The organism is Mesorhizobium sp. M0848, assembly GCF_040319805.1.
GTDB lineage: Bacteria > Pseudomonadota > Alphaproteobacteria > Rhizobiales > Rhizobiaceae > Mesorhizobium.
In genome coordinates, this window is sequence record NZ_JAMYOM010000014.1 from 15,196 (window position 1) to 39,895 (window position 24,700).

24 protein-coding genes, 1 tRNA gene and 1 pseudogene are annotated in these 24,700 nt (G+C 62.2%); 9 read left to right on the plus strand and 17 right to left on the minus strand.

Features of this window, described 5'->3' with window-relative positions; genetic code table 11:
* Positions 1-186 precede the first annotated feature (186 nt).
* The 3 genes from mmsB to chvE all read right to left on the minus strand — a co-directional run bounded on the left by mmsB (position 187) and on the right by chvE (position 4,202).
* A complete protein-coding gene (gene mmsB / locus NKH95_RS17300) occupies positions 187-1,479 on the minus strand; it encodes a multiple monosaccharide ABC transporter permease (RefSeq protein ID WP_023813876.1) in 1,293 nt (430 codons plus the stop codon).
* Complete coding sequence (mmsA, locus tag NKH95_RS17305) at positions 1,476-3,008, minus strand: multiple monosaccharide ABC transporter ATP-binding protein (RefSeq protein ID WP_023813877.1); 1,533 nt, start codon at positions 3,006-3,008, stop codon at positions 1,476-1,478. The genes mmsB and mmsA overlap by 4 nt, the downstream gene beginning before the upstream one ends.
* A gap of 123 nt (positions 3,009-3,131) precedes the next feature.
* The gene (gene chvE, locus NKH95_RS17310; RefSeq protein WP_023813878.1) at positions 3,132-4,202 is read right to left on the minus strand and encodes a multiple monosaccharide ABC transporter substrate-binding protein; all 1,071 of its coding nucleotides are present in this window, start codon (positions 4,200-4,202) and stop codon (positions 3,132-3,134) included.
* A gap of 312 nt (positions 4,203-4,514) precedes the next feature.
* On the opposite strand from chvE, the gene NKH95_RS17315 reads away from it, so the two are divergent.
* Entirely contained in the window at positions 4,515-5,504 is a 990-nt protein-coding gene (locus NKH95_RS17315) for a LysR family transcriptional regulator (RefSeq protein ID WP_352679613.1), read from the plus strand.
* Positions 5,505-5,736: 232 nt separating this feature from the next.
* Complete coding sequence (locus tag NKH95_RS17320) at positions 5,737-5,973, plus strand: hypothetical protein (RefSeq protein WP_127266711.1); 237 nt, start codon at positions 5,737-5,739, stop codon at positions 5,971-5,973.
* Between the two features lie 2 nt (positions 5,974-5,975).
* Here NKH95_RS17320 and NKH95_RS17325 read toward each other — a convergent pair.
* From NKH95_RS17325 to NKH95_RS17370, 10 genes are all read right to left on the minus strand, one after another.
* Positions 5,976-6,049 (minus strand) — tRNA-Gly (locus tag NKH95_RS17325).
* Positions 6,050-6,126: 77 nt separating this feature from the next.
* Positions 6,127-8,040: an acyltransferase family protein gene (locus tag NKH95_RS17330; RefSeq protein WP_352679616.1), complete on the minus strand. Its 1,914-nt coding sequence runs from the start codon at positions 8,038-8,040 to the stop codon at positions 6,127-6,129.
* Positions 8,041-8,236: 196 nt separating this feature from the next.
* Positions 8,237-9,718 (minus strand): hypothetical protein, encoded by a 1,482-nt coding sequence (locus NKH95_RS17335; RefSeq protein WP_352441475.1) that lies wholly within the window; start codon positions 9,716-9,718, stop codon positions 8,237-8,239.
* A 38-nt stretch (positions 9,719-9,756) separates the two neighbouring features.
* Positions 9,757-10,224 (minus strand): GtrA family protein, encoded by a 468-nt coding sequence (locus tag NKH95_RS17340; protein WP_031213781.1) that lies wholly within the window; start codon positions 10,222-10,224, stop codon positions 9,757-9,759.
* The gene (locus NKH95_RS17345; protein WP_352892128.1) at positions 10,202-10,903 is read right to left on the minus strand and encodes a class I SAM-dependent methyltransferase; all 702 of its coding nucleotides are present in this window, start codon (positions 10,901-10,903) and stop codon (positions 10,202-10,204) included. The genes NKH95_RS17340 and NKH95_RS17345 overlap by 23 nt, the downstream gene beginning before the upstream one ends.
* A complete protein-coding gene (locus NKH95_RS17350) occupies positions 10,896-11,885 on the minus strand; it encodes a glycosyltransferase family 2 protein (RefSeq protein WP_196815360.1) in 990 nt (329 codons plus the stop codon). The genes NKH95_RS17345 and NKH95_RS17350 overlap by 8 nt, the downstream gene beginning before the upstream one ends.
* A gap of 80 nt (positions 11,886-11,965) precedes the next feature.
* Positions 11,966-13,465, minus strand: a complete 1,500-nt coding sequence (locus NKH95_RS17355; RefSeq protein WP_352441474.1) for a sensor histidine kinase — start codon at positions 13,463-13,465, stop codon at positions 11,966-11,968.
* Positions 13,462-14,136, minus strand: a complete 675-nt coding sequence (locus tag NKH95_RS17360; protein ID WP_128305258.1) for a response regulator transcription factor — start codon at positions 14,134-14,136, stop codon at positions 13,462-13,464. Before NKH95_RS17360 ends, NKH95_RS17355 begins: the two co-directional genes overlap by 4 nt.
* Before the next feature lie 40 nt (positions 14,137-14,176).
* A complete protein-coding gene (locus NKH95_RS17365; RefSeq protein ID WP_352441472.1) occupies positions 14,177-14,569 on the minus strand; it encodes a hypothetical protein in 393 nt (130 codons plus the stop codon).
* Between the two features lie 317 nt (positions 14,570-14,886).
* The gene (locus NKH95_RS17370) at positions 14,887-15,504 is read right to left on the minus strand and encodes an outer membrane protein (protein ID WP_128305256.1); all 618 of its coding nucleotides are present in this window, start codon (positions 15,502-15,504) and stop codon (positions 14,887-14,889) included.
* 236 nt (positions 15,505-15,740) lie between these two features.
* Between NKH95_RS17370 and NKH95_RS17375 the strand changes: the two genes are divergently transcribed.
* Positions 15,741-15,893, plus strand: a complete 153-nt coding sequence (locus NKH95_RS17375) for a hypothetical protein (RefSeq protein ID WP_352892130.1) — start codon at positions 15,741-15,743, stop codon at positions 15,891-15,893.
* Positions 15,894-15,913: 20 nt separating this feature from the next.
* The gene (locus tag NKH95_RS17380) at positions 15,914-16,228 is read left to right on the plus strand and encodes a DUF6460 domain-containing protein (protein WP_196815359.1); all 315 of its coding nucleotides are present in this window, start codon (positions 15,914-15,916) and stop codon (positions 16,226-16,228) included.
* Positions 16,229-16,384: 156 nt separating this feature from the next.
* On the opposite strand, the pseudogene NKH95_RS17385 reads toward NKH95_RS17380, so the two are convergent.
* Positions 16,385-17,190: pseudogene (locus tag NKH95_RS17385) on the minus strand (histone deacetylase family protein); the annotation flags it as partial.
* 132 nt (positions 17,191-17,322) lie between these two features.
* Between NKH95_RS17385 and NKH95_RS17390 the strand changes: the two are divergent.
* Positions 17,323-18,696 (plus strand): MATE family efflux transporter, encoded by a 1,374-nt coding sequence (locus NKH95_RS17390; protein ID WP_352892131.1) that lies wholly within the window; start codon positions 17,323-17,325, stop codon positions 18,694-18,696.
* 287 nt (positions 18,697-18,983) lie between these two features.
* Positions 18,984-19,157, plus strand: coding sequence for a hypothetical protein (locus NKH95_RS17395; protein WP_023813889.1), 174 nt, complete (start codon positions 18,984-18,986; stop codon positions 19,155-19,157).
* 7 nt (positions 19,158-19,164) lie between these two features.
* On the opposite strand, the gene NKH95_RS17400 is transcribed toward NKH95_RS17395, so the two are convergent.
* Positions 19,165-20,241: a quinone-dependent dihydroorotate dehydrogenase gene (locus NKH95_RS17400; protein ID WP_023813890.1), complete on the minus strand. Its 1,077-nt coding sequence runs from the start codon at positions 20,239-20,241 to the stop codon at positions 19,165-19,167.
* Positions 20,238-20,588, minus strand: coding sequence for a DUF952 domain-containing protein (locus tag NKH95_RS17405; protein ID WP_023813891.1), 351 nt, complete (start codon positions 20,586-20,588; stop codon positions 20,238-20,240). The genes NKH95_RS17400 and NKH95_RS17405 overlap by 4 nt, the downstream gene beginning before the upstream one ends.
* A 187-nt stretch (positions 20,589-20,775) precedes the next feature.
* Between NKH95_RS17405 and NKH95_RS17410 the strand changes: the two genes are divergently transcribed.
* The gene (locus NKH95_RS17410; RefSeq protein WP_352613069.1) at positions 20,776-21,204 is read left to right on the plus strand and encodes a hypothetical protein; all 429 of its coding nucleotides are present in this window, start codon (positions 20,776-20,778) and stop codon (positions 21,202-21,204) included.
* Between the two features lie 120 nt (positions 21,205-21,324).
* Complete coding sequence (locus tag NKH95_RS17415) at positions 21,325-21,984, plus strand: response regulator transcription factor (RefSeq protein ID WP_352774600.1); 660 nt, start codon at positions 21,325-21,327, stop codon at positions 21,982-21,984.
* 32 nt (positions 21,985-22,016) lie between these two features.
* Here NKH95_RS17415 and NKH95_RS17420 read toward each other — a convergent pair whose 3' ends face one another.
* Positions 22,017-23,528: an MFS transporter gene (locus NKH95_RS17420; RefSeq protein ID WP_352892133.1), complete on the minus strand. Its 1,512-nt coding sequence runs from the start codon at positions 23,526-23,528 to the stop codon at positions 22,017-22,019.
* A gap of 146 nt (positions 23,529-23,674) precedes the next feature.
* On the opposite strand from NKH95_RS17420, the gene NKH95_RS17425 reads away from it, so the two are divergent.
* The gene (locus tag NKH95_RS17425) at positions 23,675-24,583 is read left to right on the plus strand and encodes a LysR family transcriptional regulator (protein ID WP_023813895.1); all 909 of its coding nucleotides are present in this window, start codon (positions 23,675-23,677) and stop codon (positions 24,581-24,583) included.
* Positions 24,584-24,700: the final 117 nt, after the last annotated feature.

The window sequence follows — 24,700 nt, forward strand, 5'->3', positions numbered from 1 at the left end:
GGGCCTGGTCCCTCAGGGACTTCTGTTACCGGGTTGCCGGCAGCGCCGCGATCGTATGCCTCCTGCTTGCCTCGACTAGAGCAGTTCACCGTCTCACGGAAACGGCGAACCGCTCTAACTCATTGTGGTGCAATTCCGGGCGGAAAACCGTTTCACACTTTTCCTTGGAATTGCTCTTAAGCCCGTTCAGGCCTTGTTCTTGTTGTAGACGTCGAAGATCACGGCACCGAGCAGCACCAGGCCTTTGACCACCTGCTGCCAGTCGACATTGACGCCCATGATCGACATGCCGTTGTTCATCACGCCCATGATGAAGCCGCCAACGACCGCACCGATGACCTGACCGACGCCGCCCATGGCCGAGGCGCCGCCGATGAAGACGGCGGCGATGACGTCGAGCTCGCTGCCGAGGCCCGCGGCCGGCACCGCCTGTCCCAGTCGCGCCGCGATGATCAGGCCGCCGAGCGCCGACAGCACGCCCATATTGATGAACACCATCAGCGTCAGCCGCTCGGTGTTGATGCCCGACAGCTGCGCGGCCTTGGAATTGCCGCCCATGGCGTAGATACGGCGGCCGATGGTCATGCGCTTGGTGACGAAGACGAACAGCGAGATCAGCACGCCCATGACGAGCAGCACCACCGGCAGGCCCCTGTAGCTGGCGAACTGGTAGACCAGGAACAGGGCCAGCGCGCTGCCGACCAGCGTCTTGACGACGAACAGGGCAAAGGGCTCGGCCTCATAGCCATGGCGTTCGCGCTTGCGGCGCGTCCTCACCCCGAAATAGGCATAGGCCAGCACGGCGATCAGGCCCAGCACGATCGTCGTCATGTGCAGCGTCAGGCCGCTGCCCATGATGGTCTTGCCGGCCGCGTTCACCGTCGGCGGGATAAGCGTCAGTGGCCCGATGACATCCGGAATGAAGCCGGAGCTGAGCGCCTTGAAGCCATCGGGTAGCGGCCCCACCGAGGATCCGCCGCCCAGCAGGGCCTGGCAGATGCCGCGGAAGATCAGCATGCCGGCCAGCGTTACGATGAAGCTCGGTATTCGGTGATAGGCGATCCAGTAGCCTTGCGCGGCGCCGATCGCGCCGCCCACGATCAGGCAGATGATCGACACCACCAGCGGATTGCTGAACGGGCCGAGCGGCCAGATGACCATCATCATCGCCGCCAGCGCGCCGATGAAACCGGCGACCGATCCGACGCTGAGGTCGATATGGCCGGAGACGATCACCAGCAGCATGCCCAGCGCCATCACGATGATGAACGAGTTCTGCTGCACCAGATTGCTCAGGTTCACCGGCTTGAACAGCGTTCCGTTCGTGGTGAACTGGAAGAACACCATGATGGCGATCAGCGCCAGGATCAGGCCGTACTCGCGCAGGTTCGTCGCCAGCGCCGAGACGGCGATGCGTGGACCCTGCTGCACGTCTTCGGCGACTTTGCTCTGCGGGGCGGGGGCGCTTTCGGTGCTCATGCTGCTTTTCCTTCTCCCCGAACGATGGCGCGCATTATTTTTTCCTGGCTTGCTTCCGCGGCGGGCATTTCGCCCACGATGCGCCCTTCGTTCATGACGTAGATGCGGTCGGTGATGCCGAGCAATTCTGGCATTTCCGACGAGATGACGACGATCGCCTTACCCTCAGCCGCGAGGCGGGCGATGATCGTGTAGATTTCGTACTTGGCGCCGACATCGATGCCGCGCGTCGGCTCGTCGAGGATCAGCACGTCCGGGTCGGCGAACAGCCATTTCGACAGCACCACCTTCTGCTGGTTGCCGCCGGAGAGATTGCCGGTCATCTGATAGACGCTGGACGCGCGGATATTGGTCTTCTTGCGATAGTCGTTGGCAACGGCGAGCTCGCGCATGTCGTCGATCACGCTGTGGCGCGAGACGCCGCCAAGATTGGCCAGCGTGATGTTGTGCTTGATATGGTCGATGAGGTTGAGACCGTAGGTCTTGCGGTCCTCTGTGACGTAGGCGATGCCGTGTTGGACCGCCTTGCTCACCGAGGATACGTCGACCGGCTTGCCCTTGAGCAGCACCTCGCCGGAGATGCGGCGGCCGTAGGAGCGGCCGAACAGGCTCATGGCGAATTCGGTGCGGCCAGCGCCCATCAGCCCGGCAATACCCACCACTTCGCCCTTGCGCACGTTGATGTCGATACCCTTGATCACCTGCCGCTCGGCATGGATCGGGTGATAGACCGACCAGTTCTTCACTTCGAACACGACCTCGCCGATATCAGGCTCGCGCGGCGGATAGCGGTCGTCGAGTGAGCGGCCGACCATCGAAGTGATGATGCGGTCTTCCGAGATGTCTTTCTTGGCCAGCGTCTCGATGGTGCGCCCGTCACGGATCACCGTCACCTTGTCGGCGACCCGGTTCACCTCGTTGAGCTTGTGCGAGATCAGGATCGAGGTCATGCCTTGCCGCTTGAACTCGAGCAGAAGGTCGAGCAGCGCCTGGCTGTCCTTCTCGCTCAGCGAAGCCGTCGGCTCGTCCAGGATCAGCAGCTTGACTTCCTTGCTCAGCGCCTTGGCGATTTCGACCAGCTGCTGCTTGCCGACGCCGATATTGGTGATCAGCGTCTTGGGGTCCTCCTTGAGGCCCACCTTCTTCAACAGCGCGCTGGTGCGCGCCTCGTTGGCATCCCAGTCGATGACGCCGAATTTGGCGTGTTCGTTGCCGAGGAAGATGTTTTCCGCGATCGACAGCATCGGCACCAGCGCAAGCTCCTGGTGGATGATGACGATGCCCTTGTGTTCGCTGTCATGGATGCCTTTGAACTGGCATTCCTGGCCTTGGAAGATGATCTGGCCGTCATAGGTGCCGGAGGGATAGACGCCCGACAGCACCTTCATCAGCGTCGACTTGCCGGCGCCGTTTTCGCCGACCACGGCATGGATCTCGCCTTCCTCGACGCTGAGATTGACGTTCGACAGCGCCTTCACGCCGGGAAACGTCTTGGTGATGTCGCGCATCTCCAAAATCGTCGAGGCCATGGGGACTACCGCTCCTTGAGAGCTCGGCAAACATTGCCGGCGAGGTCGGTGACAATACCGGGCTCGCTGGTGAACGAAAAGGGGCCCTGCGTTGCGCAGGACCCCCTGACTTTGTAACCGGGATTACTTCAGTTCGTCGGCCTTGATGTAGCCGGAGTCGACGACCAGCGCCTGGTAGTTCGACTTGTCGACCTCATGCGGCGTCAGCAGGATCGAAGGAACGACCTTGACGTCGTTGTTGTAGGTCTTTTCATCGAGGCCGTCCGGCTTGCCGCCCGAGAGCACCTTGTCGACGAGTTCGACGGTGGCCTTGGCCAGTTCGCGGGTGTCCTTGAACACGGTCGAGTACTGCTCGCCCGAGATGATCAGCTTGACCGAAGCGGTTTCGGCGTCCTGGCCGGTCACAACAGGCCACGGCTGAGCCTCGGTGCCGTAACCGACGGCGCGCAGCGAGGCGGTGATGCCGCGCGACAGGCCGTCATAGGGCGACAGAACGCCATCGACGCGGCTGCCGTCCGAATAGTTGGCCGACAGCAGGTTGTCCATGCGCGCCTGGGCGGTGGCGGCGAGCCAACGCAGCGTGCCGACCTTGTCCATGCCGGTCTGGCCGGACTTGATCTTGATCGAGCCGTCGTCGATCAGCGGCTGCAGGACGGAGATGGCGCCATTGTAGAAGAAGAAGGCGTTGTTGTCGTCGGGCGAGCCGCCGAACAGTTCGACGTTCCACGGCTTGGTGTTCGGGAAGCGCTCCTTGAGGCCCTTGACCAGCGAATTCGCCTGGATCACGCCGACGCCGAAATTGTCGAAGGTGGTGTAGTAGTCGACATTGGCGGTCTTCTTGATCAGGCGGTCATAGGCGACGACGACGACGCCCGCGTCAGCGGCCTTCTGCAGAGCATCCGACAGGGTGGTGCCGTCGATCGAAGCGATGATCAGCGCCTTCGGGCCTTTGGTGATTTCGTTTTCCAGCTGGCTGAGCTGGTTGGGGATGTCGTCCTGCGCGTATTGCAGGTCGACGGTGTAGCCGAGAGCCTCGAGCTGGGACTTGACGGCATCGCCGTCATTGATCCAGCGCTGCGAGGTCTTGGTCGGCATCAGCACGCCGACAAGACCCTTGTCGGCTGCGTGCGCCGAGTAGGTCATGGCAGCGATGCCAAGGGCCGCGACGGCGGCCAGTGTCTTGATGATTTTCACTTCAACTCTCCCTGTTTGATGGACGCGGCACCCCGGGGGTCGCGGGCCGCGCAATCGTGCAGAAGCGCCAAGGCACTGCTGCCGTCATATCGATCTCCGGTATCCTCCCATGGCCCCGAGACGCTGATTCAATCGATACGATTTTTCTCGTCAGCGACCGTCACGTCTTGGAACGCGCGGAGGGTGTGGGTCTTTGCCATAACTGTCAAATGCGATCTTTGATGGTTGCTATATCATGGTTGGTATATGTATTGGGACGTGACGGGCTGACTCCAAGGTCGGCCTCACACGAGCAGAAGGCAGGGAAAAGCGATGGCGCGGCCCGGGAATCTGGCAACAGCTTCAAATGGTTACAGAGAAGCACCGGGCGATGGCGAAACCCTGCTGCGCAGCGGTCTCAGTCTGCGTCACATGCGCATGATCGTCGCGCTCGACGACCATGGCCGGGTCAGCGCGGCAGCCCAGGTTCTGAACATTTCGCAGCCGGCGGCCTCGCGCATGATCGCGGAGATGGAGGCGGTGCTGGAGGTCAAGCTGTGCGAGAGGCTGCCGCGCGGTATCACCTTGACGCCATACGGCAAGGCTTTGGCCAGGCGCGCGCGCTCGATCCTGCTGGAGATGCGCGAGGTGGACCGCGAGATTTCCGAGCTCAAGGCGGGCAAGGGTGGTTCGGTTTTCCTGGGTGCCGTGACCGCGCCGGCTATCGAGCTGGCGGTGCCGGCAATTCGTGAGATCCGCCGCATCTATCCGCGCATCGAGATCACCATGCAGGTCGAGACCTCCAATGTGCTGGCACGCGAGCTGATCGCCACGCGCCATGACTTCATCATCGCGCGCATCCCCGACGATCTCAATCCGCGGCTGTTCGAGTCGCGCGTCATCGGCGTCGAGAAGGCCTGCCTGATCGTGCGCCGAGGCCATCCGCTCACCAAGGGCGAGGCGGTGCGGCTGGAAGAGACCGCCGCCTATGACTGGGTCTTCCAGTCTGGCGGCTCGCCCTTGCGCCAGGCGATGGAGAGCAACTTCCTCAACCGCAACATCGCTCTGCCGGACCGCATCCTGAACACCAGTTCGCTGCTCCTGACCCTGGTCATGGTCGCGCAATCCGATGCCATCGCACCGGTCTCTGTCCAGGTGGCGAAATTCATCCAGAACCCTGACGGGCTGGCCGGCGCCATCGACGTCGTCCAGACCGAATTCGACATCGAGGTCAGGCCCTACAGCCTGATCACGGTCAGGAATCGCGCACTGTCGCCGGCCGCCAAGATGCTGCACGACTTCATTCTGAGAGAAGTGGGATGATGGCTCGCTCGGGTAAGGTTGTCCGGCGAAAGCACCGCCAGGCCGAGGCTAGAGCAGTTCACCGTTTCACGGAAACGGCGACCCGCTCTGACTCCTTGTTTTGACGCAATTCCGGACGGAAAACCGTTTCACACTTTTCCTGGAATTGCTCTAGCGAAAGCGAACCTGGGAACATTGTTTCCCGCCGATGCGTTCATGATCTTGCAAGGGACGATTTCTCTGGAGGCTGAACATGCGCAGCTTCGAAATCATCGATCTGCTTTGCGTGATCGAGGCCTGCAAGCACGATCGATCGGTCGGGAATTTCGTTTCCATGGCTGAAGGCGTGGAAGAATTGCGGGTGTTGACCGGCGATTTCGTTTCATCGGATGACGTGGCAGCAAACGCCCTCGCAACGGTGGCGCTTGCGCGAGGCTGCTCGGTTGTGTTCGACGAACAGGCAGGCGCTGAAATGGTTCTGACGCCTTAGACTGGAGCGGGTAGAGGGAATCGAACCCTCGCGTTCAGCTTGGGAAGCTGACAAGCTACCATTACATCATACCCGCGTGTGCCCTCGTTACCATGAGGGTTAGCCTTCGGGCAATCGCAAAGCGGTCTGTTCTCACGACGGTCGTGCTGCGGATCACGGCGCGCCCGCCGCCGTGAATTGCCGTTTTGCCTCCGCGACCTTGTTGCTGGTGGCGAAGCTTGGCCAGTATTTCGAGATGGCCAGCGTCGCGCCGGCGGAAGAGAAGTGGCCATAGTCGAAGTAGAGAAATTCATTGGTCGTGGCATCGGCGTATGAACAACCTGCCGAGTCGCACAGATATGTCAGCGGATCTATGAAATCGGCTCCTTTGGTGAACGGCAAAACCCGTGCGTTGATGTCCGGATCCATAGCCATCGGCCAGGATGTGGTTCCGGTATGCTCCCGTTTCACCAAGAAAGCGATCTTCTGGACGTCGGCAATGAATTCCGGAGACTGGCCGACGGTATAGACCTTGACCCCCATCTCGCGAAGCCGATCGATCGTCTTCTGCAGGCCGTCGAAGCCCCTGGCCTGGTAGTCGGTCCATCGACCGCTCAGGATCACCGCCTGAATGTTGGCGTCGCGAATGATCGACAAGGCCCGTTCGTTGAAGCGGGTGCAGGCGGGCCGAGCATAGGAAAAATAGGTCAGGTCGGGCGGACAGCCGGCATAGGTGTATTGGATGACATTGGCCTGGATTTTCTGGGCGTTGGGCTCAAGTCCCGGAACATAATGGGCAGCGAAAGAATCGCCCCACAGCAGCACATTGGTGGCAAAGCCCGTTGTACGGGTGCAGTCGGCGTGGTTCCAGTCTTCGATGCGGGTCCCGTTTTCGTTGAAACAGATGCCGTTGCGCCAGTCGCCGACCCGGATACGTTCGGTCGAGAAATCCGGAAACCGTTGCGGGAAACCGTTGCCCAGTGCACCGGCCAACCCACCGGCGCACAGCAGCACGATTGCCGTCGCCGAAAAGGCGAAGATAGGCAGGGGGGCGGTATAGGCGCGTTTGTGGCGGAAGGGTTGCTCGACATATTTCCAGGAGAATGCCGCCAAGGCGAAACTGGCCACCGTCATCGCGATAATCGTTGGCACACCGACAGTCTTCAGGGAGAGATAATGGACGAACGAGTTGATCGGCCAGTGGACGAGGTAAAGCGAATAGGAAATGAGGCCGACCCAGACCAGCGGCGCCAACCGAAGCACGCGAGTGGCGACAGATGCCGGCCTGCCGGCGCTATCCTGGCCAGCATAGATCAGCAGAGCAGTTCCGATGCAGGGGAATAGGGCGTTGTAGCCGGGAAACGGATCGCTGTCCGAAATCATCACAAAGCCAAACGCAATCAGGGCAAAGCCGGCGAGGCCGATCAGGTCCGCCGCGAGCCGACTGGCTAGGACCGGAGGCTTCCGCAACATCAGCATGGCACCCAGCGCCAGCTCCCATATGCGCGTCGGCAAGAGATAGAAGCCGGCCGTCGGTGCCAGCGAGGTTGATATGACTGCCAGGGCAAAGCTGCCGATGGCCATCGGCAGAAGTACCGTCAGCCAGCGCTTCGAGACGTATCGGTGGATCAGATAAAGGAGGATCGGCGCGAAGATGTAATACTGCTCCTCCACCGAAAGCGACCATGTGTGCAGGAGCGGCCGCAGTTCGGCGTCGATGGAGAAATAGTTCGTCGTTTTCCAGAAATAGATGTTCGACCAGAAGGTCGAGGCGGCGATCACACTAAGGCTGAATTCGTGGAGATCCGAAGGCAGAAGGATGAACCAGGCGGCAATGCTCGCGAGCAGGATGACGAAGGTTAGCGCCGGCACGATGCGCCGTGCGCGGCGCCAGTAGAAGCGGCCGATCGAGAACTGGCCCCGCTCAAGGTCATCGAGCAGGCTGCCGCTGATCAGATAGCCCGATATGACGAAGAAGATGTCGACGCCGGTGAAGCCGCCAGGAATGGCGGACACGCCGAAATGGAAGAGCACGACGGGTAGCACCGCAACGGCCCGCAGGCCGTCGATGTCGCGCCGGTAGTTCATCCGGCCGGCTCGCACACGGCCACCAGGATCCGTGCGGCCGCACCCGCCACGCTCATTCGGCGATGCCTCAGGTCGTGCTGAAAATCCCGGCTCATCGATCTCACAGGCTTATCCCCAAGCAGTAATTTGCTGCGCTGCAACATACGTGTCAAGGCATATATTGGCCGTCGCGAAATTCGCCAGCAACGCACCAGGATCAGGCGCCAGGCAGATAGATCACTGCATGGTCGTCCGCATAGGCCCGCTTCCAGCCCAACTGGTCGAAAAAGGGGATGCGGGCGTCGTCAGCCGACAGCAGCGCCCAGCCTATTGCGTATTTCTTCAACCGGGCTTCGAGGAGTGGCTTGCCGTTGCTGTGACCCGTCTCGTCATCGGCTTTTGTGAAACCTCCCAGGAACAGCTGGTCCGTCCGTCCGTCGATATAGGTCTTGAACCCGTGGAAAATCAGCGTGCCGCCGAAATTGTAGGAATTCAGCACGTTGCCGGATAGATGATGGCTTTGCGCGAATGCCAGCGCCCCGCTGGCCGATGTCTTCGGACTTGGCGCTACCTGATAGACGCTGCCGAGCACAGTGACCCCGCCAATCAGCAGAACGGCTGCCGTGCCGCAGATGGCGTAGAACCGCCTGGCGAAGAATCTCTCCAGTCCGTCGCGCTTTTCGGCCAGCCATGCGGTGGCCGAAAGCGAGGGATATTGCTGGGCGACCTCGGCCGCCATCACCAGCGGAATCAGCAGGAAGAACAGATACATGAAGCGCACATGGGCGAGATAGACATGCAAGGTGAAGACGACGAACAAGGCCTTGGCCCAGCCAATTCGCAATCGGGACACCAGTAGCCCGAAAAGCGCCAGCAGCATCGCCGCTTCCTGGACGGGACTGTCCGGCTGATTGAACGGTTTCCATTCCATGATCAGCGACACCGCCTCATTGCCGTAGGCCACGGCGAGCGTCGCCAGGATGGCCTGGACGCCGTAGGGGTGGATCAGGCTGACCAGCGGGCAAAGCAGACCGAACGCGATCCACTTCGCCAGCAGGGACGGTTTCGACAGGCCCGTGCGCGCCAGCAGATCGAGACCGGCAAAAGCCGCGATGACGAAGCTCAAGGTGAAGGTGGCGTGCAGGTTCGCCCATAACACGACCAGCACAAGCAGCCACCAGGGCGGCGCCCGTTCTTCCCTCGCCGCACCGAAGAGCACCGCCGTCCAGATGACGATGATCGGGAAGGTGAAGACATGCGGACGCGCCGTGAAGATCGGGTTGATCAGGAACACCGCCGCGAAGGCCAGTGTAATCGCCAGGATCGGTTTCAGCCATGCGCTGAGAAACCACCCCATGAGGAAAACCGTCAGGGAGATCGAGGCGATGATCGCGGTGACGACCCCGTTCCAGCCGCCCGCCCGGTAGGCAAGAGCCAGCAGGACCTGTCCCAGCCATTCCTTGGCAATCCAGGGCTGGCCGGCAAACGTGTAGGAATAGGGATCGACGGTCGGAAATGTCCGGTTAGTCAGGAAATCCAGACCGACCTTCACTTGCCACCAGCTGTCGGGATCCTGCAGGGTGGCGCCTGCCTGGGCACCCAACGCACCGGCCATCGCCAAGGCCGCGAACAGGCAGAAGATCAGCCTGTTCCGCTCGTTGTATGTCGCGGCCTCCGCACTGGCCTGAGCGTCGTTCATGCTGCGCCGCCTCTGATCGGTTCCGGTGACAGTTGGGTTCAAGGTGTTGGATTGGCGGGGTGCTGCCGAGGCTTGTCGGCCACCCGAACTGTGCGGTCGGTGCTGTCGTCCCCGCGCCCCACAAACACGAAGCGAGCCGAGCCAAGATAGAAAACAACCGAATAGACGCAGATTCCCGCGAGGTGGACCAGCGGGTTTTCGACGATGCCTGCTGAACGGGCGGCGATCACGACGGCCAGATTGACGCTGTAGGCGACCAGAAAGACACCCCCGTAGCGCAGCGCGGTTCCGGGCTGGAAACCATCGGCTCTGCTGAAGGTCCATTGGCGGTTGAGGAAGAAGCCGAGGACAAGGCCGGCGGCATAACCCGTGGCGTTGGCAAGGATGTCGCCCAGACCCAGCGCAAGCCCGGCCAGGATGACAGCGTATCCCAGCGCCGTGTTCAACAGACCGACGGCGCCAAATCGCAGCATCCTCGGGAAGTCAAACGGCAGGCTTGACCACATGCGCAAAATATTGGGCTCCGACAGGTACCTTGGTGAGGAAGCGCTCGAACGGCCTCAGTCTCGCAAGCATCCGAGGAAAGAAAATCCGGTAGACGATCCTCGTATTGGCAAGGCCCGCCTCGGCCATGCGCCTGCGCATCTCGCGCGAATTTATCAAAACCGCGTTTTCATCGAAGGCACAGTTTCTCACCGCGTGCGTGGTCAGCGGGTTCCAGGGATTGTGTTCGAAGACGAAGAAGCTGCCGCCATCGGCCAGCACCCTGCCGATCTCGGCGAACAGTCCGATCTGCAGGTCCTCGGGAATATGGTGGAATACACAGGCCGCGAAGGCCAGGTCGAAGCTGCCGTCGGCAAAAGGAATTGTCTTGCCGTCGAAATGCGTGAAGGCGGCCTGGCCGGGAAAGCGCTTGCTGGCGATGTCGAGCGATTCCCGCGAAGGATCGAGCAAGGTGATCTCCGCGTCGGGAAACGCGTTGCGCATATGGCCGAGCGAATTGCCGACGCCGGCGCCGAAATCCAGTACTCGTCGGGGTTTGACACCGGCCCGCTGCAGCGTCGCGGCGACGTCGTCGATCTTGTACCTGGCGAAGAAATCCGGGTTTTCGCCGCTCAGCCTTATGCTTGCGGCATGCTGCTCCTGATATTCCCGCGCAAACTGGTCGAACTCCGCCTCAAGCACGTGCGGCCCTCTTTGCCATCTCCTGCAGGCGATGGACCGGCAATTCGCCGTCCTCCACCGCCTGGCTGCGCGAAACGATCTCGTTGACGAAGTAGAGCGGCCGCCGCTTTGTCTCCATGTACATGCGCCCGAGATACTCGCCGAAGATTCCGAGCACCATAAGCTGGACGCTGCCGAGGATCAGCACGATCGCGGCAAGGCTGGTCCAGCCGGGCAACACGTTTCCGACCGACCATTCGAACAGCGTGTAGCCGAGCACGACCAGCCCCAGAAGCCCGAACATCATTCCGAGCAGCGAAGCGAAGCGCAAGGGCACGATGGAGAAGCTGGTCATCGCGTCGACCGCCAGAAGAAGCATTTTCTTCAGCGGATAATGGGTGGTGCCGGCAAAGCGGCGGTGCCGCTCATAGGGGAAAGCCACCTGTTTCAGCCCGATCCAGCTAACCATGCCGCGAATGAACCTGTAACGTTCTGGCATCGCGTTCAGATGGTCGAGCGCACGACGGTTCATCAGCCGGAAATCACCGGTATTCGGGGCTATGTCGACGTCGACCATCCGGCGCAGCAAGCGATAGAACATGGACGCGGAGGCGAGCTTGAACCAGCTTTCGCCATCGCGCGTCAGCCTCTGGCCGTAGACCACATCGAAGCCTTCGTTCATCTTCGTCATCATCGCGCCGAGCAGTTCAGGTGGATCCTGCAGGTCGGCATCGAGAATGAGAATGCGCTGGCCGCGACAGAATTCGAGCCCGGCGCTCAACGCGATCTGGTGGCCGTAATTGCGGGCGAGGTCGATGGCGACGACATGTTCGTCCTTTTCGGCCAGTTGTAGAATGGCCTCGCGCGTACCGTCGGTCGCGCCATCGATGACAAGGACGATCTCGTAGGAAGGGCCTTGTTCAAGGCATGCGGCCGTGACCCGCCGGTGCAGTTCGGCCACGCCATCCAGCTCGTTGTAGCATGGGATGACCACCGACAGCATGACGCCGCGTCGCGCGGTGTTTCTCTCCGTCTCCACCAAAGCCTTGCTCCCGCTATTCGATTGGGAATAGCGGCAATTGGTTAGAAAACAGATAAGCCAATGGGATCGGCCGCAACCGTCGGCCGGCCATCATTTCTGCCGCACGCGGCCACCGACCGAACCGGCAACTCCATGCGAATGCGGGCGCCTTGCCAGGAGCCCGCCAATATCCGGATGGAGCCGTCGTGCAGCAGTGCGATCTGCCGGGCAAGGTTCAATCCCAGACCGGCGCCGCGCGATTGCGGCTGCAGGCGGTAGAAGGGCTCGAAAACATTCTCGTGCTCATCGGCCGGAATGCCTGGGCCTTCGTCGCGGATTTCGACGCCGCCGGTTTCATAGATCGCTATGGTGATCGTGCCGGAACCGCCGCCATGATCGATGGCATTGCGCACGAGATTTGCCAGCGCCCGCTCGATCTGCGGCACGTTGATCTCGACATGGACCTTGTTGGCTGTCGGCTCGAAGGCAAGATCGTAGCCTGCTTCGATGGCGAGCGGGGCAAAGTCGGCCGCGACCCGGCTGACAAGATCGCAGAGGTCGATGATTTGGCGCTGGTCCGCCGGGCGGTCGAGCAACTGGTGGTCGAGCAGCTGTTGCGCAAGATGCGACAGGCGCTCGATGTCATGCAGCAGGCGCGCGCTTTGCGGTTCCTGCTTCAGCAATTCGGCGCGCGTGCGCAGGATGGCGATCGGCGTGCGCAGTTCGTGCGCGGCGTCGGTGAGGAAGCGATTGTGCCGGTCATAGCCCTGGGCGAGGCGCGCCAGCGTCTGGTTGAAAGCATGCACGAGCGGCGCGATCTCCTGCGGCACATTCTTGACCGGCAGTTGCATCGCACGGGTGCCGATGTCGATGCGCGCGGCCTGCTGGACGGTGTCGACAAGTCCGGCAAACGACCGGCGCACGACGGCTGGCGTCGTCACCAGGGTCGTGGCTCCCATGACGAGGACAATCGGCAACAGCAGGATGACGATGATGGCCACGAGAGCGGGAAGCGCCTTCTCCCAGTTCCTGCTGCCATCCGGGTTCTTGGCGACGTCGATGCTGGCCGAAATGGTGACCTCGAGGCCCTCGGTCTCTTCCCGCGATGACCTTGTCGCGGCGATGATCTGAACCGTGCCGGCCTTGGTCGAAACCCTTTCGAGATAGGCCTCCGGCCTCAAATCATCTTCGGAAAATCCGATGGTGGCGTGATCGGCCTGGCCCAGCAGATCGCCAAAATTCCTGGTGTAGACGTCGGGTATGCTGCCGAAGCGGATGCTCTGGCCGCTGTTGTCGCGAATGATGTACCAGACATTGGGGAAACCCTCACGAAACGAACGCAGCCCGTCGGTCTCATGGACGATCAATATGCCGTTGCCGTCACGATCGACGGCATCCTTGAGGGCGGCGACGGCAGCTTCGTTGTCGACAAGAAGCCGCGGATTGGCGATCCATAGCGCGGCCGCGCACAGCACGATGAAGACAAGGAGTGTCGCCGCCTGCAGCAGGATCATCCGCCGCACCAGCACCCATTGCAGCGATCGCGTGCGCGGCTTCTTCACGAGGCGGCCCGCAAGAGATAACCGAGGTTGCGGATCGCCCTGATCTCGATACCGGCAGCGACGTCGTCAAGCTTGCGACGCAGCCGCGAAATGTGCGCATCCAATGCATTAGAGCCGATCTCGTCGTCGAGAGCATAGACGGCTTCTTCCAGCGTCCCGCGCATAATCGTCCGGCCCGGCCTGCGGATGAGCGTTTCGAGCACCAGCCGTTCGCGCCGCGGCAGCTCCAGCGTCTGGTCCTCGACAAGCGCCTCGCGATGGCGAAAATCATAGGTGAGGCGGCCGACCACCGTCTGGTGGGCGCGCGTGGTGAACGAACGCCGGTGCAAGGCATTGAGCCTGGCAACCAGTTCCACCGTGGCGAACGGCTTGACCATGTAGTCGTCGGCGCCGGCATCGAGCCCCGCCACGCGATCGTCGAGCCCGCTGAGCGCCGTCAACGCGATCACCGGCACGTCCAGATGCAAGGCCCGCAGGCGCGGGATCAGGCTGAGGCCATCGCCGTCCGGCAGCCGGCGGTCCAGCACCACCGCGTCATGGTGGCCGAGCCGCGCCACGGCTTCGGCATCCGCCAGTGTCGCGGCATGGTCGACGATGATGTCCTGGCGCTCGAGCGCGGTCTTCAGCACCGAGGCCATTTCCGGCTCGTCCTCGATCAGCAGGATGCGCATGCGCACTCTCCGTCACAGGCAGCCGGCACGCTGTGGCAATTCATTCGCATTCCAGCTTCGGTTGACGAAAATTGGTGATGAACCATCGGCCGCCCGAGGCGCGGGCATAGAACGTATAGAAGCATTCCTGGCGCTCGATATAGCCAGGCGTTTCGGTTTCTTCGTAGACGGTTCCGTGTTTTGTGTGGCGAACCTCGCCGCTGGAGGTCCCGGAAACCGCGTTGGTGGATATTGTCCGCCACTGATAGGCCCGCTCGCCCCGACCGAGATCAACGACGGCGGTCGGCGGCCCGTAGTCCAGAATGACCGATTCGACCGGTTGCCCGATGTAGTTCTTCATAATGTCGGAGGCGCATCCCGTCAGCACCAGCACGATTGCGACGAAGAACGCCTTGGAGATCCACACCAGATGGTTTGCGCTGCGTTTGGACATATCCGATTCCCGTCATCAAGGTTATCCGCGGCACCGAATGCATGTCGCCCAAAAGTGGCCCCGGTTTTGGGGACAACGACATGCACAAAAACAAAAACCTGAAGCGGGCCGCATGATCCGCTTCGATGCGACGCGCTTTAGGGTGTGAAGATTGCATCGACATTACGCAGGACCTGGCACACAAATGCGGTCTGCCGACACGCGTCGACGCCGGTGCGGATGGACGCAAAGCAATTGCGCGGCCCCGTTGCATCCGGGCGCCGCGCAAGGTCGTTCGAGCAAAATACAGACGGGTTCAACGGAACCCATGGCCTGCCCTAGAACCGGTAGTTGATGCCGGCCTTCAGTTCATGGCTGCCGATCGTCGCCTTGGATTTGCCCAGGGCGGACGTCGTTTCGACGCCTGGGGTGCGCACATAGTCATACTCGACCTTGGCCGAGAGGCCGCCGGCAAAACCCTGCTCGATGCCGCCGCCGACCAGATAGCCGAGTTTCCATCCGTCGGTGCTGCTTACCTTGTCGCCCTTGTCGAATTTGGTCATGGCGACGCCGCCGGTTCCAAACAGCAGCGTCTGGTCGAAGCTCAAGCCGGCCTTGGCCTTGGCGGCTCCGCGCCACTTTTCCTTGATCTTGCCGCCCCGGACGTCGTGCTCGGCGCCACCAAGATAGGAGCCCTCGATCTCGGCACCGAGAACCGCTGGACCCATCTGCTGGTTGTAGCCGGCCTGAACGCCGCCGCTGAGACCATTCCTGCCGGCAAACGGGTTCGGCATCCCGGTGAACGCCGTGCCGCCATGCACGCCGACATAGGCGCCGCTCCACTGGAACGCGGGGGGATCATTGTAGGTGGGCGAAAGGTCGGCGGCCATCGCCGGCCCTAGGAGGCATACGGCAAGGGCACTTGCCGTCAGGATGATCTTTGCTTGAGAGAACACTGCATTACTCCACACACGCGCGCATCCGGCAATCGATGCGCAGGTTAATTCCCGAAGAACTCGACCGTTGGGGCGGTCGGGCTCCGATTTAGCGTCTTTCAGGATGGTTGCGCGGTCCTGGGACTGGCTTTCGCCAGCTGTGGTAGGGGGGTCAGAGCGCCCGCGCGGCCAATCACCTGAAAGACGCCGACCGTCTCGCAGGCGAAAATTGCACGCACATTGCGGGAAGTCGAAAAATGAAGATTTTTCGCTTTATTTTCAAGGTATTAAAGCGGTTCTGTTTACGCAAATTTAACAGTCTGGCGCGGGTTTGGCCAGTTCAGCAGCACAATCTTGCCATGCAATCGCTCGGTGGAGGCCTTTGGCATCCCGCAAAACTGCCGGCTTGAAGCGGGCAAGCCAAGTGCGTATGTCTGGGCCGAAGCCCTCGAGTCTGGGTACCTCAATCTGGAGACGGGCCTTGTCCGCATTGACGCGCTTTCTTGGCGACTCGCCGCTCAAGGTGATCCTGAAACTGCTGGTGGTGTCTTTCCTCGTCGGCCTGGTCATGAATGCCTTCGGCTGGTCGCCGATGGATGTGCTCTACGGCATCCGGAAGTTCTTCATGGACCTGTGGAATCTCGGCTTCCACGCCATCGACCGCTTTCTCGGGTATATCCTGCTGGGCGCGGCTATCGTCGTGCCGGCCTTCATCCTGTTGAGGATCGCCAACTACCGGAAGTAGAGCATGATCCCGAAAAGTGGGAACCGGTTTTCCGACAAGACCGTGCTTGAAAAAGGACTATCAGGCGTAGCCCGCGGCGACCTCGAACAGGATGGCGTGGCGCGCCGCGAGTGCGGGCACATCCGTTGAATAGCCACCTCCGATGACGCCGCACACCGGAACGCCCTGCGCGCGAAAATGGCTGATGACCATGTCGTCGCGGGCGCGCAGGCCGTCATCCGATAGCGACAGCCTGCCAAGCCGGTCCGCGGCATGGACGTCGACGCCGGCATTGTAGAACACGATGTCCCAATGGGCCTGGGCGGACAGTTCCGGCAGGATGTCGGCGAGCCTCTCGAGATAGGCGGCGTCACCCGTGCCGTCGGGCAGCGCGACATCGAGGTCGGAGGCGATCTTGCGCACGGGTAGTTGCGGTCGCCATGCATGGAAAAGGTGAACACGTGCGGATCATCGGCGAGAATATCCGCGGTGCCGTCGCCCTGGTGCACGTCGAGATCGACGACCAGGATGTTGCGTGCCGCGCCTTCGGCGAGCAGGACCAGCGCGGCGACGGCGACATCGTTGAAGGTGCAGAAGCCCGCGCCTTGCGCGCGCCGTGCATGGTGGCTGCCGCCGGCGGTGTTGCAGGCGATACCGTGGCGCAAGGCCAGCCGCGCCGCCAGCACCGTGCCGCCGGTGGCAAGCTGCGCGCGCAGCGAGACGCGGGGTCCGATCGGAAAACCGATCTCGCGTTCGACCTTCTCGGGCACGCGGCAGTTGACGACCTGGTCGACATAGTCCGCCGCATGCGCAAGCTCCAGCCATGACGGAGACGCCGGTTCGGCGGTGCTGAGCGCGTCGGGGCCGGCGAGGCCGCGTGTACGCAGCGCCTCCATCAGCAAGGGATATTTGCTCATCGGAAAGCGATGGTTGACGGCGAAGCCGGCGTCGTAGTCGGGATGATGGACGATCTGCAGAGGCATGAAATCGTATCCGGCTGGCTCACGCCAGACCGGGATTTCGGTTGGCCGTCAAGGGATAGGTGATTGCGCGGTGGCCGGAAAATGGGGCACATCGACGGTTCTATCAAGCCGCAATCAGCAAGGCAGCAATCCTTGGACAAAGGTGCAACACCAGCCGACGCCGGATCCCCCATCCACGCGGGATCCCCGACTCACCCCGGATCATTTGTCGTCACCAACCGCTCCGTGCTCGCCATCGCCGTGCCGATGACGCTTGCCTATCTGACGACGCCGATGCTCGGCCTGGTCGACACGGCTGTCATCGGCCAGTTCGGCGATGCCGCCTTGCTTGGCGGCCTGGCGGCCGGCGCATTGATCTTCGACGTCGTCTTCACCTCTTTCAATTTCCTGCGCTCGGGCACCACCGGCCTTGTCGCACAGGCGTTTGGGCGTGGCGATGCCCTGGAGGAACAGGCGGTGTTCTGGCGCGCCGTGCTGATCGCGGTTATCGCCAGCATCGTGCTCGCTGCCCTTGCGCCGCTGGTCGCCATCGTCGGGCAAAAGTTCATGGGCGCCGAACCGCGCGTCAGCGAGGCGATGGGCGTCTACATCAGGATCAGGCTGCTCGCGGCACCGTTCTCGCTGATCAACTACGCCATCCTCGGCTATGTGCTGGGGCGCGGCGAGGGCGGGCTCGGGCTGATGCTGCAATTGGTGCTCAACGGCATCAACATCGCGCTCTGCTTTCTGCTTGGGTTGGAACTTGGCTGGGGTGTCGCCGGCGTTGCCTGGGCGACCGTCACCGGTGAGTTCCTGGCCATGCTGCTCGGCCTGGCGATCGTGATCCGCCGGTTCCGGTCGGCCCCGCCCTTGCCGCGCCACCGCCTGCTCGACATGGCCGCCTTCCTGCGCATGATGTCGCTCAACCGCGACATCATGATCCGCTCGTTCTCGCTGCTCGCCGCCTTCGCATTGTTCACCCGCCAGGGCGCACAGTTCGGCACGGTGACGCTGGCCGCCAACGCCGTGCTGATGAATTTCTTTCTCGTCGCCGGCTATTTCCTCGACGGCTTTGCCACCGCCGCCGAACAGCTGGCGGGCCGTGCAGTCGGCGCGCGCGCCGCCGCACCGTTCCGCCAGGCCGTCCGGCTGACGCTGTTCTGGGGTTTCGGACTGGCGGGAGCCGCGACGCTGGTAATGCTGTCTGGGGGCGCCAATCTGGTCGCACTCGTGACGACATCGGAGGAAGTCCGTTCGGTGGCCGACATCTACCTGCCGTGGGCGGCATTCACGGCGCTGAGCGGTGTGCTGGCGTTCCAGATGGATGGCGTCTTCATCGGCGCGACCTGGTCCCGCGACATGCGCAACATGATGCTTCTGTCGTTCCTGGTTTTCGCGGCCGCGCTGCTGACCCTTGCGCCCGCCTTCGGCAACAATGGACTGTGGGCGGCGCTGCACGTCTTCCTGCTGGTGCGAGGCTTCAGCCTGCTGACGATCCTGCGGCTCAGGGTACGGACGGCGTTTTAGACGATGTCCCCCGGAAGGCCCTGCGCCGTCCAGGCACCGAACGGCACCTGTTCGCGATAGGAATTTTTTCTTGACTCGGTGACCTCAGCTATGGTACATATTTGTTTATGGTGCTGATTTGCGCCAGTGACCCGCCGCACAGGCGGGTTTTTCGTTTGATGCTCCGTCAGCCAACGCCTCGGCGAGACTCCGAAGGAACCCGGTGCCAATGCTGTGCGGTCGGATGCACTTGCACTTCCAGTCGATTTCCAACAGACTTGATGCACCAATTGTTCCAGGGCGAGCTTATGCGAAGCTACCTGCCCTATGTCTTGGGCGCGGCGCTGGGATTGCTCGCTGCGTTCATTCTCTCCGCGGTTTCTGGCATCGGCGGAACCGCGCAGTTGCTTCTCTTCGGCGTGTTGCCTGCCATCGGCGGCACCATCTGCGAGCGGGCCGTCAGTCGCAATCTACGCTCCTGAGAGCGGTTCAGAGTTGCCTGGACGCCCACAAGTCGAGGCGGCTGTCGCGCAACTCGCAAATCGACTTCAACCGTTCCTTTTCGACGAAACGGATCATTCCGGAAAGAACGCGGGCTGGTAGCGAGGGCCCGGCATAGATCATGCCGGTGTAGAGCTGCACCAGATCAGCGCCCGCACGGATCTTGTCCAGCGCCGTATCGGCGGAATCGACGCCGCCGACGCCGATGATGGCAAGCTCCGGCCCGAGTAATTTGCGCATCTTCGCCAGCACGATGGTCGAACGCTCGAAGAGCGGCTTGCCGGAGAGTCCCCCGGTCTCGCGCGCGGTGTCGCCGCTACGCAGCGGCGGTCGGGAGATGGTGGTGTTGGAGACGATGACGCCGTCGATCCGCTTCTCGGTGACCTCGGCGGCGATGTCCTCCAGTTCGGCCTCGACCAGATCCGGCGCGATCTTCAGGAACACCGGCGGCTGCGCCGTTCCCGTGGCGCGCGCGGCCATGACCCGCGACAAGAGCTCGCCGAGCTGCTCGCGCGCCTGCATGTTGCGCAGGCCCGGCGTGTTGGGCGAGGAGATGTTGACGGTGAGATAGCTGGCGTATTGCGCAAACTGGGCGACACCGCGCTCATAGTCACTGACGCGGTCGCTGCTGTCCTTGTTGGCGCCGATGTTGACGCCGACGATGCCGGAGCGGCCCTTACGCGCGGCAAGGCGCTTTTCGGCCGCTGCATGGCCTTCATTGTTGAAGCCCAGCCGGTTGATCACCGCATCGTCGGCCGTCAGCCGGAAGATACGCGGCTTCGGGTTGCCGACCTGCGGCAGCGGCGTGATCGTGCCGACCTCGGCGAAACCGAAGCCGAGGCCAAGCAGCGCGTCGGGCACCTCGGCGTTCTTGTCATAGCCGGCCGCCATGCCGAGCGGATTGGGGAAATCGAGGCCGCAGACGCTGACCTTCAGCCTGTCGTCGCGGACCGCCGGCGCACCAACCGGAACGCCGCATCGCAAGGCGGCGATTGACAGGCCATGCGCCGTTTCCGGATCGAAGGCGAACAGCAGCTTCTGGCCGAGCCGGTCGAGCACGCTCATTGCCCCTCCAGTGCCGGGAACTGGTGCACACCATCGGCGCCAAGCGGCAGTGGTCGGACCCACAGCACTGCTTTCAGGTCCAGAACGTCGTAGAGATGCGGAAACAGTTCGCCGCCGCGCGAGACCTCGTATCTCAGCGCAGTGCCCAGGCCGGCGCCGTCGACGGCGACCAGCAAAAGGTCTGTCTGGCCGGCAAAGTGCTTTGTCGCCGTTTCCCTGACCTGTGCTGCCGTGGAGAAGTGGATGAAGCCGTCGGCGACATCGATCGGCGCGCCGGTGAAGCGGCCATGCGTTTCGGCCTCGCGCCATGGCGCTTGCGGGGTTATCTTGTAGATAATCTGAGACATGGTTGCGCTATAGAGCAGTTCCAGGAAAAGTGTGAAACGGTTTTCCCGGGGAAAGCGCATAGCGCTTTCCCTTGGGAATTGCGTCAAGAAGATTCCGAACCAGCCATTCGGGAAAGGCCACGCCAAGGGTCTTCCCCATTTCCGGCGCAAACATGCGATATTCCAGACCTTGGCCATGGAGGACAACATGCGTCTGCAGCACATCTTGATCCCCGCCGCGCTCGTTTCGCTGGTCGCGGCTTCAGCTTATTCGGAAGAAACCGACCGCTACCGGCTGGAAAAGTCTGACAACGGCTTTGTCCGTATCGACACGCAGACCGGCGCCATGTCGATTTGCGAGGAGCGTTCGGGCCAGCTCGTCTGCAAGATGGCGGCCGACGAACGCGCTGCTTTCCAGGACGAGGTCGACCGCCTGCAAACCTCGATGAAGGTGATGGACGAGCGCGTCACCAAGCTCGAGAATTCGCTCTCCGCCCGCCTCGAATCGAAACTGCCGAGCGAGGAGGATTTCAACAAGACGATGAGCTACATGGAGCGCTTCCTTCGCGGCTTCATGGGCATCGTCAGGGATATGGACAAGGACAACGGCGCCCAGCCCAATTCGCAGAAGACCTGAGCGTTTCAACCACGGGAGGCGGCGCGCTGGCTTTGCCGCTTGAAAACAGCGCGCAGCCCCTCATAATCGTCCAATTGAACCCGAAAAGCCAAAAATCATCGGGGATTTGGGGAGGGACATTTGCCGGCAGGCTATTCTTTCGTCATCGCCGACGATCACCCGCTGTTTCGCGGTGCGCTGCGCGAAGCACTCGCCGGCATCGGCAATGTCGCCGCCATCCATGAAGCCGGCGATTTCGAGAGCGCCAAGGCGCTGGTCGTGGCCAACGAGGACGTCGATCTGGTGCTGCTCGACCTGTCGATGCCGGGCGCCAGCGGCCTGTCCGGCCTGGTCTCGCTGCGTGGCATCCATCCGGCGGTGCCGCTGGTCGTGGTGTCGGCGCATGACGATCCGGCGACCATCAGGCGGGCGCTCGATCTCGGCGCTTCCGGCTTTATCTCCAAATCGGCCAGCATGGAGGAGATCCGCAGCGCGGTGCAATCGGTGCTTGCCGGCGACATCGCAGCACCAGTCGGCGTCGATCTCGGCATCGAGCGCGATCCCGAAATATCGGACCTTATCAAGCGGCTGCAGGCTTTGACGCCGCAGCAGACACGGGTGCTGGGCATGCTGGCCGAGGGCCTGCTCAACAAGCAGATCGCCTATGAACTCGGCGTATCGGAGGCTACCATCAAGGCGCATGTCTCCGCCATCCTGCAGAAGCTCGGCGTCGACAGCCGCACGCAGGCGGTGATCCTGCTGTCCAAGATCGGAAGCGACCCGCTGCAGCCGGCGGGTTGATCGCCAGGGCGCCTGTTCAATCAGGACATTGTTCAATCAGAGCACTGAACCTCCGTCCGCCGCATCGGCCGGCCGTTGAAGCTTGCGAAACTGATGGCGGCCATGATCCAGACGCCGATCCCGCCATAGAGCATGACCCAGCCAAAGCCGTTGCGCAGCGCATCCTGGGCGACGGAAGCGGCGAGCCCGGAGATGGGATTTCCGGCAGCGATAGCTTCGGCGAGAAGACGCAATTGGGCAGCGTCGAGGTCGGGCAGCGCATGCCCCAGATGCGCCAGCACACCGCTGGCCAGGATGAAGCCCATCACCGCGATGTTCAACGCCAATGAAACCATGCGCGCGCTCATGTCGATGCCGGAGGCCATGCCGGCGCGATCGCTCGAAACGGAACCCGTCGTCGTGTTGGTGACAGGTGTGTTGGTTATTCCCAGACCCATCCCCGCGATCAGGCAGCCGGGCAGCATCGTCAGCCAGTCCGGTTGCGCGGCGGCGCTGCCGAATTTCATCAGGATGAACCCGACGCCGATGATGACGAGGCCCGCCGGAATGATGATGCCGGGCCGATAACGCAGCGAAAAGCGCTCTGCCAACGGTGGCAGCACAAGCGTCGGCAGCGTGTAGGCAAGCAGGGCAAGGCCGGTGGAGACGGTGTCATAGCCGAGCCCGGCGTGGAACCAGATCGGCAGGTAGATCATGAAAGGCCAATAGCTGAGGTTCATCGCGGCCGAGCCGACGATGGCGCCGGCAAAGGGCCGGATCCGGAAGACCGAGAAGTCGAACATCGGCCGCTGGCTGAACTTCTCGGCAATGAGGAAGGCGATGAAGCTCACTATCGAGATACCGAGGATCGCCAGCGCGGCAGGGCTGGAGAAACCCAGATCCGGCCCCTGGATGATGTAGAAAACGAGGCAGAAAACCGACGGCGACAGCGTCAGGATGCCTGCTACGTCGAGCTTGCCCGCCTGTGGATCCTTCGATTCGTGGACGCCCATCAGAGCGAGGGCGAACGCCAGCGCCGCAACCGGCACGTGGACAAGAAACACCCATTGCCAGCTCGAGACCGCGACGATGCCGCCGCCGATGATGGGGCCGAAGCCGAGGCCGGTGCCGAAGATGACGCCCCACCAGCCCCATGCGACGGCGCGTTCGCGCCCTTCCCGGAATTCATGCGACAGCACGGCAAGCTGGCAGATCAGCATGGCACCGCCGCTCAGGCCCTGCAAAAACCGGGCGACGATGAGCGTGGAGACGCTTTCGGCGACGCCGCAGATCAGTGACGTCAGGCCGAAGGCGGCGATCGAGACCAGAAAGACACGCTTGCGCCCGTAACGATCGGCGATCGTGCCGACCGCCATCAGCACCGTCGTGACCGCGATCGTATAGGCGTTCATCACCCATTGCAGCTGCTTGAAGTCGGCGTGCAGCACCTGCTCCAATGTCGGCAGGATCGTGGGAACGCTTGAAATCTCCAGGCCGAACATCAGGCACGCCAGGCAGGCGGCAAACAGAACGATGATGCCTCGGCGGGTCAATACAGTGGGCATGATTCAACCTTTCGAACGTATTTGTCGGCAATCGGCGAATCCATTGCAGCTCGCCCGGCGCGCGTATGGCCCAGGGTAGGCGAGGCTTGATCATTTTAGAATTGCATGGTTGGCAATTTCAGAGACAACAAGTGCGGATAGCTGACATGACGCTGGACGTAGACGCTGTGAAAACATTCGTCGCCATCGCCGATCTTCAGAGCTTTACGCGTGCGGCCGAGGCTCTTGGCAGCACGCAAGGGGCGATCAGCGTGAAGCTGAAGCGGCTGGAAGAGCGCGTTGGCCAGAAATTGATCGAGCGCACGCCTCGGCTGGTTCGCTTGTCCGCGCAGGGCGCGGTGTTTCTCCAGCCCGCACGCGACTTCCTCGCGGCACACGATCGCGCCATTGCCAGCCTGTCTTCGGTGCGCCGCCGCTTCACACTGGGCATCGCCACCCATGTCGGAGGCGCGGAAGTCCCGACATTGCTGGCGCGGCTCAATGCGCATGACCCGGCGCTCACCATCGAAGTGCGGCTCGATGATTCACACGACCTGCTGGACGCTTTTGATCGCGGTGAGATCGACGCGGCGATCATCCGCCGGGAGGACGACCGGCGCGATGGTGAAGTGCTGGCGCCCGAACATTTCGGCTGGTACGCCGCGCCCGACTTCATCCACCGGGCCGACGAGCCGCTGCGCCTGGCGGCATCCTCGCCATCATGCGGTATCCGCAACATCACGACCCGCGCGCTCGACGCTGTCGGAATACCGTGGACGGAGGTGTTCCTCGGCTGCGGCTCCTTCGCCGTTGCCGAAGCTGTCTCGGCCGGCCTCGCAGCCTCGGTATTTTCCTGCCGGCTTGCCCCATCCGGCACCATCGAGGTCAGCCGGAAATTCGGGCTTCCGGCGCTGCCGCCTTCCGAGATCGTGCTGCTTTCGACGCTGACGGACGCCAAGTCCCGCGAGGCGCTGAGGACGCTTGCAATGGCCTTTCGCGAGCATCGTCCGCCTGTGGCGGGCAATGCCGGACGGCCCCGGTTCCGCAGTTCCCAGATGGTCGACGGCCTGGCCTAGAGCAATTCTAGGAAAAGTGTGAAGCGGTTTTCCGTCTAGAATTGGGTTAAAACAAAGAGTTAGAGCAGAACGCCGTTTCCATGAAACGGTGAAATGCTCTAGGACACCACCCTCGGA

What these genes read in the sequence shown, in the direction of transcription:
- NKH95_RS17395 (WP_023813889.1), top strand. Translation starts at nt 18,984, where the DNA reads ATGCGAAGCTACCTGCCCTATGTCTTGGGCGCGGCGCTGGGATTGCTC.
- mmsB (WP_023813876.1), bottom strand. Translation starts at nt 1,479, where the DNA reads ATGAGCACCGAAAGCGCCCCCGCCCCGCAGAGCAAAGTCGCCGAAGAC.
- NKH95_RS17375 (WP_352892130.1), top strand. Translation starts at nt 15,741, where the DNA reads ATGAAGATTTTTCGCTTTATTTTCAAGGTATTAAAGCGGTTCTGTTTA.
- NKH95_RS17425 (WP_023813895.1), top strand. Translation starts at nt 23,675, where the DNA reads ATGACGCTGGACGTAGACGCTGTGAAAACATTCGTCGCCATCGCCGAT.
- NKH95_RS17380 (WP_196815359.1), top strand. Translation starts at nt 15,914, where the DNA reads ATGTCTGGGCCGAAGCCCTCGAGTCTGGGTACCTCAATCTGGAGACGG.
- NKH95_RS17360 (WP_128305258.1), bottom strand. Translation starts at nt 14,136, where the DNA reads ATGCGCATCCTGCTGATCGAGGACGAGCCGGAAATGGCCTCGGTGCTG.
- NKH95_RS17335 (WP_352441475.1), bottom strand. Translation starts at nt 9,718, where the DNA reads ATGAACGACGCTCAGGCCAGTGCGGAGGCCGCGACATACAACGAGCGG.
- NKH95_RS17400 (WP_023813890.1), bottom strand. Translation starts at nt 20,241, where the DNA reads ATGAGCGTGCTCGACCGGCTCGGCCAGAAGCTGCTGTTCGCCTTCGAT.
- NKH95_RS17365 (WP_352441472.1), bottom strand. Translation starts at nt 14,569, where the DNA reads ATGTCCAAACGCAGCGCAAACCATCTGGTGTGGATCTCCAAGGCGTTC.
- NKH95_RS17420 (WP_352892133.1), bottom strand. Translation starts at nt 23,528, where the DNA reads ATGCCCACTGTATTGACCCGCCGAGGCATCATCGTTCTGTTTGCCGCC.
- NKH95_RS17320 (WP_127266711.1), top strand. Translation starts at nt 5,737, where the DNA reads ATGCGCAGCTTCGAAATCATCGATCTGCTTTGCGTGATCGAGGCCTGC.
- NKH95_RS17410 (WP_352613069.1), top strand. Translation starts at nt 20,776, where the DNA reads ATGCGTCTGCAGCACATCTTGATCCCCGCCGCGCTCGTTTCGCTGGTC.
- NKH95_RS17405 (WP_023813891.1), bottom strand. Translation starts at nt 20,588, where the DNA reads ATGTCTCAGATTATCTACAAGATAACCCCGCAAGCGCCATGGCGCGAG.
- NKH95_RS17315 (WP_352679613.1), top strand. Translation starts at nt 4,515, where the DNA reads ATGGCGCGGCCCGGGAATCTGGCAACAGCTTCAAATGGTTACAGAGAA.
- mmsA (WP_023813877.1), bottom strand. Translation starts at nt 3,008, where the DNA reads ATGGCCTCGACGATTTTGGAGATGCGCGACATCACCAAGACGTTTCCC.
- NKH95_RS17330 (WP_352679616.1), bottom strand. Translation starts at nt 8,040, where the DNA reads ATGAACTACCGGCGCGACATCGACGGCCTGCGGGCCGTTGCGGTGCTA.
- NKH95_RS17340 (WP_031213781.1), bottom strand. Translation starts at nt 10,224, where the DNA reads ATGTGGTCAAGCCTGCCGTTTGACTTCCCGAGGATGCTGCGATTTGGC.
- NKH95_RS17350 (WP_196815360.1), bottom strand. Translation starts at nt 11,885, where the DNA reads ATGCTGTCGGTGGTCATCCCATGCTACAACGAGCTGGATGGCGTGGCC.